The sequence below is a fragment of the Mesorhizobium sp. B1-1-5 genome (assembly GCF_006443065.1).
Taxonomy (GTDB): domain Bacteria; phylum Pseudomonadota; class Alphaproteobacteria; order Rhizobiales; family Rhizobiaceae; genus Mesorhizobium.
The window spans coordinates 1-1,034 of record NZ_VFWS01000666.1 but is presented as its reverse complement, the minus strand read 5'-3'; the positions used below and the strand labels follow the sequence as shown (position 1 = coordinate 1,034).

Sequence of the window (1,034 nt, the reverse complement as noted above, 5' to 3'; positions counted from 1 at the left end):
GCGCTTTGCGAGATAACCGGCTTCGATGCGAGCGATGTGGTTCGCACGCCCGCGTTCGGTGTCATCGTCTACCGCGCCGAACTGGGTGAACGCGTCACTTGTGGACAGCCGATCGCGGACATCATCGTGCCTTCTTCGCTGGGCCGCGAGGCGCGCGTGACGGTACGGGCGCGCACCGACGGGCTCGTGGTGACGCGAAGGCTGAAGAAACTTGTCGCCGCCAATCAGGTCATTGCCAAGGTGGTGGGCCAAAAGCCCCTCGCCCACCGGACAGGCTATCTGCTGGAGGATTAGATCGATCAGCGGGCGCGGGCACTTCTTGACCGCAGATCGATGATTGGCGGCCACGCGTAGAAACGAGGTCCGTTCGACCTGATCCTGTCCCGGGCTCTAGGCCAGGGGCCGACCGCCGTCGACCGGAATGATAACGCCGGTCACGAAACGGAGATGGGTCGCAGCCGCCAAAACCGCCTCGGCGACATCGTCGGGCGTGCCCAGCCGCCCCAGCGGCGTCCGGCTTGCCTGTTCGTCCCGCCAGGATTCGTCACGGCCCTTGATGAAGTCGGTGTCGACGACGCCGGGCGAGACCGACACGACCCTGATTCTCGGGGCCAGGGCACGCGCCAGCGACTTGGTCAGATTATCGACAGCGGCTTTCGACGCACAATAGGCGACGTTGCTTCCCATGGCGGTGACCCCTGCGATCGACGAGATGTTGACAACAACCCCGCTGCCGGTGCGATCGAGCAGCGGCCGCATGGCCCGCGTCGCAGCAATCACACCGCGCACGTTGACGCTGAAGATGCGGTCGATCAATTCATCGTCCAGGCTGTCGAGATCCGGATGTGGCACGAAGCGGGTTGTCCCGGCGCAATTGACCAGGACATCCAGCCGGCCAAAGCTTTTCTCGATCTGACCAGCGAGGCGCGCGAGGCAATCGCTGTCCGTCACGGTTGCCTCGGCGACGAAGTGATCGCCGTACGCCAATGACGAAACCAGATCGTCGGCCGTCTGCCGCGAACGGTTGTAGCCGA

General features: G+C 64.2%; 1 protein-coding gene and 1 pseudogene. One reads left to right on the top strand and one right to left on the bottom strand.

The features are described 5' to 3' along the window. Positions 1 to 294: pseudogene (locus FJ980_RS35060) on the top strand (succinylglutamate desuccinylase); the annotation flags it as partial. A 96-nt stretch (positions 295 to 390) separates the two neighbouring features. Here the strand turns inward: FJ980_RS35060 and FJ980_RS34220 are convergent. Beyond that, positions 391 to 1,034: SDR family oxidoreductase (locus FJ980_RS34220; RefSeq protein WP_140547737.1), on the bottom strand; the 644-nt coding region annotated here is incomplete at its 5' end.